Annotated in this window: 5 protein-coding genes; 2 read left to right on the forward strand and 3 right to left on the reverse strand. The window is 60.9% G+C overall.

All coding sequences use genetic code 11. The annotated features are described in order from the left end of the window. Window positions 1-221: 221 nt before the first annotated feature. Genes tcyN through tcyJ form a run of 3 tightly spaced genes read right to left on the reverse strand, consistent with a single transcriptional unit; the run spans window position 222 to window position 2,442 of the window. Window positions 222-980: an L-cystine ABC transporter ATP-binding protein TcyN gene (tcyN, locus tag ACTJJN_RS08855; protein WP_003255850.1), complete on the reverse strand. Its 759-nt coding sequence runs from the start codon at window positions 978-980 to the stop codon at window positions 222-224. A gap of 2 nt (window positions 981-982) precedes the next feature. After that, on the reverse strand, window positions 983-1,651 hold the full coding sequence (tcyL, locus tag ACTJJN_RS08860) for a cystine ABC transporter permease (RefSeq protein ID WP_003255849.1): 669 nt from the start codon (window positions 1,649-1,651) through the stop codon (window positions 983-985). Next, window positions 1,648-2,442: a cystine ABC transporter substrate-binding protein gene (tcyJ, locus tag ACTJJN_RS08865; RefSeq protein ID WP_003255847.1), complete on the reverse strand. Its 795-nt coding sequence runs from the start codon at window positions 2,440-2,442 to the stop codon at window positions 1,648-1,650. The genes tcyL and tcyJ overlap by 4 nt, the downstream gene beginning before the upstream one ends. Window positions 2,443-2,749: 307 nt before the next feature. Here tcyJ and epsC point away from each other — a divergent pair, with 307 nt between their 5' ends. Beyond that, window positions 2,750-3,682, forward strand: a complete 933-nt coding sequence (gene epsC, locus ACTJJN_RS08870) for a serine O-acetyltransferase EpsC (RefSeq protein ID WP_011953205.1) — start codon at window positions 2,750-2,752, stop codon at window positions 3,680-3,682. 270 nt (window positions 3,683-3,952) lie between these two features. After that, window positions 3,953-5,956, forward strand: coding sequence for a choline transporter BetT (gene betT, locus ACTJJN_RS08875; RefSeq protein WP_003255844.1), 2,004 nt, complete (start codon window positions 3,953-3,955; stop codon window positions 5,954-5,956). Window positions 5,957-6,000: the final 44 nt, after the last annotated feature.

Raw genomic sequence — 6,000 nt, forward strand, 5'->3', positions numbered from 1 at the left:
TACAGCTGATCGCGACAGATGTGTGCTGGTCCGGTGGTCCGGTTTATATACCCTAATGATTTATAAAAATTTTATGAACTAACTTTTTGGAATATTTATAGAAGGGGATATGTTACAGACGTGCCGGGCTCTTCGCGGGTAAACCCGCTCCTACACAGATGCCTCAAGATCTGTGCATTCACTGTAGGAGCGGGTTTACTCGCGAAAGGGCCGGAACAGGTTTACTCGGAGGCCGCAGTCCCGAGGAACTTGCGCAAGAACTGCCGGGTACGTTCTTCCTTCGGCGCCGCGAACAGCGCCTTTGCTTCGCCCTGCTCCACGATCACGCCCTTGTCGAAGAAGATCACCCGGTTCGCCACGTCCCGGGCAAAGCTCATCTCGTGGGTGACGATGATCATGGTGCGCTTTTCCTCGGCCAGGCCGCGGATGGTCGCCAATACTTCACCGACCAGCTCCGGGTCCAGCGCCGAGGTCGGTTCGTCGAACAGGATTACCTCTGGTTCCATGGCCAGGGCACGGGCGATGGCCACGCGTTGCTGCTGGCCGCCGGACAGGCGCCGTGGGTAGGCGTCTTCCTTGCCCGCCAGGCCGACTTTGGCCAGCAGGCGCCGGCCGAGCTCGATGGCCTGTTCGCGAGGCGTCTTCTTGACGATCACCGGCCCCTCGATCACGTTCTCCAGGGCAGTGCGATGGGGGAACAGGTTGAAGTTCTGGAACACGAACCCGGCTTGCTGGCGCAAACGGCGAATCGCACCCTGCTGCCCGCCCAAAGGGCGGTTGGCATCGATGCTGATGGCGCCGATCTGGATCTGCCCGGCATCGGGGGTTTCCAGCAGGTTAAGGCAGCGCAAGAAGGTGGTTTTGCCCGAGCCACTGGGGCCGATGATGGCCACCACTTCACCGGGCTGCACGGTCAGGTCGATACCGTTGAGCACGGTCTGGCCCTTGAACCGCTTGGTCAGGCCTTTGACTTCAATCATGCTCAATGCTCCTGGTCATGCTGGTTGACCCGCGCTTCCATGCGGTTCTGGAAGTGCGCAAGGATGCTGCACAGCACCCAGTAGATGACCGCGACCGCCACGTACATGGTGAACACTTCGAACGTGCGCGCAGTAATCAGCTGGGCTTGGCGGAACAGCTCGGGCACCTGGATGGTTGCCGCCAGGGCAGTGTCCTTTACCAACGAGATGAAGCTGTTGCCCAGCGGTGGCAACGCGGTGCGCAAGGCCTGTGGCAGGATCGCCCGGCGCATGGCTTGCACGCGGGTCATGCCGATGCTGGCGGCTGCTTCCCATTGGCCACGGTCGATCGAGGAAATGGCTGCGCGCAGGATCTCGCAGATGTAGGCCGCCATGTTCAGCGACAGGCCGATCAGCGAAGCGGGGATTGGGTCGAGCTCGATGCCGATTTGCGGCATGCCGAAATAGATCACGAACAGCTGCACCAGCAGCGGCGTGCCGCGGAAGAACGACACGTAGACCCGCGCCAGCCAGTTCAGCGGCAGAATCTTCGACAACCGCATCAGCGCCAGGGCAAAGCCCAGCACCAGACCGAAGAACATGCCGCCGACACTGAGCAGCACCGTATAACCCGCGCCCTTCAGCAGGAAGGGCGCGGAATCGACAACGAGTTGCAGGCTTTCAGCGATCATTTGGTGACATCGGCACCGAAGTACTTCTCGGACAGCTTGGCCAGCGTGCCGTCAGCTTTTAGCTTGTCGATGGCCTTGTTGATGGCTGCCAACAGTTCCGGCTCACCTTTGCGCAGGGCCACGCCGCTTTCCAGGCGCGAGAAGGCATCGCCAGCAAGTTGGGTGTCCTTGGCTTTTTGCGCGTATTCCAGCGCCGCCAGGCGGTCGATCAGGATGGCGTCGATACGGCCGTTGCGCAGGTCAGCGAACTTGCTTGGGTCGTCTTCATAGGTGCGCACATCGGCTTGCGGCACGTCCTTTTTCACCCACTGTTCGTAGTTGGTGCCAAGGCCTACGCCGACCTTTTTGCCGGCCAGGTCCTGTGCGCCCTTGATGTTCAGCTGCTCGGCTTTCTTTTTCAGGATCAGTGCCTGGATGCCGGAGACAGTGTAGGGCTCGGAGAAGTCGTACTTTTTCTTGCGCTCTTCGGAAATGGTCACCTGATTGACCACTACATCCAGGCGTTTGGATTCCAGCGCGGCGAGGATGCCGTCCCACTTGGTCGGCTGGATCTTGGCCTTGACCCCCAGCTCCTTGGCCAGCAGCTCGGACAGCTCCACTTCGAAGCCGGTCAGTTTGCCGTTTTCGTCCTGGAAGCTGAATGGCGGGTAGGTGCCCTCGAGGCCGACGTTGATGACGCCTTTTTCCTGAATGGTCTTCAATTGCTCGCCGGCGAAAGCCTGGCTGAGCAGGCCGGCACCCAGCAGAAGGGCCAGGCTGGCGTTGAGTAGCGGTTTGGCGAATTTCGACATGTCAGAGCCCCGCGCTTGTTGTCTAGGTAGTGAGGTGGCGACTATAGGGTTGGCTGATTAGGCCGGGAAATACTAAAAAATAACTTTAATATTCCTTTTTTGATTTGCGCCAGGTGCTGGCTGCTTTGAGGGTAGGCGACGATACCCACTCCGTCATCGCGGCTTATGCCTGACTTAGTGCAGGATGGAATAAAGCGTTGTTTTTTCCAAGCCTCAGATTTGCCGTAAAGTGGATTGCAGCAGGCAGGTTCGGCCTTTTCGCGGGCCTGGCAACAAAATCAGATGGCCTATACGGCAGGAGAACACCGTGAGCGAACAACCTTCATCCGCGCATTGGCAGTTGCAGAGCATTGTCACTGGCCTGCGCGGGGCCCGTGAGCAATGGCGCACCCGTAATGGCCGCAGTATTGGCGAGCAGGGCGGGCGCGAGCTGCCGTCGCGTGAAGCGATGCGACAGATTCTGGAGCAACTGTGCGGGGCGCTGTTCCCCATGCGCCTGGGGCCAGTCGACCTGCGCGAAGAAAGTGAAGACTTCTACGTCGGCCATACCCTGGATGCCGCGCTGACCGCCTTGCTGGCCCAGGCTCGTCTTGAACTTCGCTACGCGGCACGGCAAAGCAAGGCCGAGCTGGCGGGCGTCGACGCCCGTGCGCTGAGCCTGATCCAGGGCTTTGCAGCTGCGCTACCGGAACTGCGCATTCTGCTCGACACCGATGTGCTGGCCGCCTACCACGGCGACCCGGCAGCGCGCAGCGTCGATGAAGTGCTGCTGTGCTACCCGGGCATCCTGGCGATCATCCACCACCGGCTGGCGCATCACCTGTACAAGGCAGGGCTGCCGCTGCTGGCGCGGATCAGTTCGGAGCTGGCGCATTCGGCCACCGGTATAGACATTCACCCGGGGGCGCAGATCGGCCCGAGCTTCTTCATCGATCATGGTACGGGTGTGGTCATTGGTGAAACCGCGATCATCGGCGAGCGCGTGCGCATCTACCAGGCGGTGACCCTGGGCGCCAAGCGTTTCCCCAGCGATGAGTCGGGTACGCTGCATAAAGGCCTGCCACGCCACCCGATCGTCGAGGACGATGTGGTGATCTATGCCGGGGCCACGGTGCTGGGGCGTATTACCATCGGTAAGGGTTCGACCATTGGCGGTAATGTGTGGCTGACGCGCAGTGTGCCGGCTGAAAGCAACATTACTCAGGCCAACCTGCAGCTGGATTGCCAGGACAAGAACTGATCCAGCAGTGCAATTGCCTGTGCCGGCCTCTCCGCGGGCAAGCCCGCGCCTACACCGAACGTACCAAATGTAGGTGCGGGTCCACCCGCAAAGAGGCCGGAACAGGACGACACCAATCGGCGCCCCAATTCGCATTGAAATCCGATCCATGTTTAACTTGAACGCTTGTTCAATGAAAAACGCTGGTCCGCTGCCGGTGTTCAACAGGAGGATTCCTTTGCTGAACCCGTTCATTCCGAACCTCACGTCATTCGACGAGGTGCACGCCCTATGAGTGCACCGAACCCTTCCGCTGCCAACGGCAAAATCCGCATGAACCCCCCGGTGTTCTACTTTGCGGCGAGTTTCATCCTCATCTTTGGCCTGGTAGTCATCTCCAACCCGCAAGCCGCAGGTGACTGGTTGCTGGCGGCGCAGAACTGGGCGGCCAACACGGTCGGCTGGTACTACATGCTGGCGATGACGCTGTACCTGGTCTTCGTGGTGGTCACCGCCTTGTCTGGCTATGGCAAGATCAAACTCGGTGCCGACCACGACGAACCCGAGTTCAGCTACCTGTCGTGGGCAGGCATGCTGTTCGCCGCCGGCATCAGCATCACGCTGTTCTTCTTCTGTGTCTCCGAACCGCTGACCCACATGCTGCAACCGCCCCAAGGCGAAGCCGGCACGGTCGAGGCCGGGCGCCAGGCGATGCAGATCCTGTTCCTGCACTGGGGCCTGCATGGCTGGGGGGTGTTCGCCTTCGTCGGCATGGCATTGGCCTATTTCGCCTACCGGCATAACCTGCCGCTGGCCCTGCGTTCGGCGCTGTACCCGCTGATTGGCAAGCGCATCAACGGCCCGATCGGTTATGCGGTGGATGGCTTCGGCATCATCGCCACGGTGTTCGGCCTGGGCGCCGACATGGGCTTTGGGGTGCTGCATCTGAACGCCGGTCTGGACTACCTGTTCGGCATCAGCCACAGCCAGTGGGTGCAGGTGATCCTCATCACCCTGATGATGGGCGCGGCTGTGGCCGTAGCCGTGGCCGGGGTGGAGAAGGGGGTGCGGGTGATGAGCGACATCAACCTGTTCCTGGCCTGTGCGCTGCTGCTGTTCGTGCTGTTCGCCGGGCCTACCCAGCACCTGTTCAACACGCTGATCCAGAACCTGGGCGACTACCTGGGTGCGTTGCCGCGCAAGAGCTTCGACGTGTATGCCTATGGTGAAAACCGCGGCTGGCTGGGCGGCTGGACCGTGTTCTACTGGGCCTGGTGGATTGCCTGGGCGCCGTTCGTGGGCCTGTTCATCGCCCGCATCTCCCGTGGCCGTACCATCCGCGAGTTCGTCTTTGGCGTGCTGCTGATTCCGCTGGGCTTCACCCTGGCGTGGATGTCGATCTTCGGCAACAGCGCCTTGGACCAGGTGATCAACCACGGCATGACCGCACTGGGCCAGTCGGCGCTGGATAACCCGTCGATGAGCCTGTACCTGCTGCTGGAAACCTACCCCTGGAGCAAGGCAGTCATCGCCACCACGGTGTTCATCAGCTTCGTGTTCTTCGTCACCTCGGCCGACTCGGGCACCGTGGTGCTGTCGACCTTGTCGGCCAAGGGCGGTGACGCTGATGAAGATGGGCCGAACTGGCTGCGTATCTTTTGGGGGGCGATGACTGCACTGATCACCAGTGCGCTGTTGTTCGCTGGCAGCATTGATTCGCTGAAGTCGGCAGTGGTGCTGACGTCGCTGCCGTTCTCGCTCATTCTGCTGTGCATGATGTGGGGGCTGCACAAGGCGTTCTACCTGGAGTCGCAGCGGCAGATCGCGCAGATGCACTCGCTGGCCCCGTTCGCCCAGTCGCGTCGCGGCCGTGGCGGCTGGCGCCAGCGCCTGAGCCAGGCGGTGCACTTCCCGTCACGTGATGAGGTGTACCGTTTCATGGATGATGTGGTGCGCCCGGCGATTGCCGATGTGCGTGAAGTGTTCGAGCAGAAAGGCCTGGTGCTGATTACCCAGGACGACCCTAGCCATGACAACGTCAGCCTGAAGATTGGCCATGGCGAGGAACAGCCGTTCATTTACCAAGTGCAGATGCGTGGCTATTTCACACCATCGTTCGCCTTGGGGGGGCTGGGTACGCAGGAGTTGAAGAACCGCCGCTATTACCGGGCGGAGGTGCACCTGAGCGAAGGCAGCCAGAACTATGACCTGGTGGGCTACAGCAAGGAGCAGATCATCAACGACATCCTCGACCAGTACGAGCGGCACATGCAGTACCTGCACCTGGTTCGCTGACCAAGGTCTCCTGTCCTGGCCTCTTCGCGGGCTTGCCCGCTCCC

It is taken from the genome of Pseudomonas sp. 22515 (assembly GCF_052044625.1).
GTDB classification, from domain to species: Bacteria; Pseudomonadota; Gammaproteobacteria; order Pseudomonadales; family Pseudomonadaceae; genus Aquipseudomonas; species Aquipseudomonas alloputida.

Bases quoted from the DNA above. Each gene is read 5' to 3' on its own strand.
- tcyN (WP_003255850.1), bottom strand. From the start codon at position 980: ATGATTGAAGTCAAAGGCCTGACCAAGCGGTTCAAGGGCCAGACCGTG.
- tcyL (WP_003255849.1), bottom strand. From the start codon at position 1,651: ATGATCGCTGAAAGCCTGCAACTCGTTGTCGATTCCGCGCCCTTCCTG.
- tcyJ (WP_003255847.1), bottom strand. From the start codon at position 2,442: ATGTCGAAATTCGCCAAACCGCTACTCAACGCCAGCCTGGCCCTTCTG.
- betT (WP_003255844.1), top strand. From the start codon at position 3,953: ATGAGTGCACCGAACCCTTCCGCTGCCAACGGCAAAATCCGCATGAAC.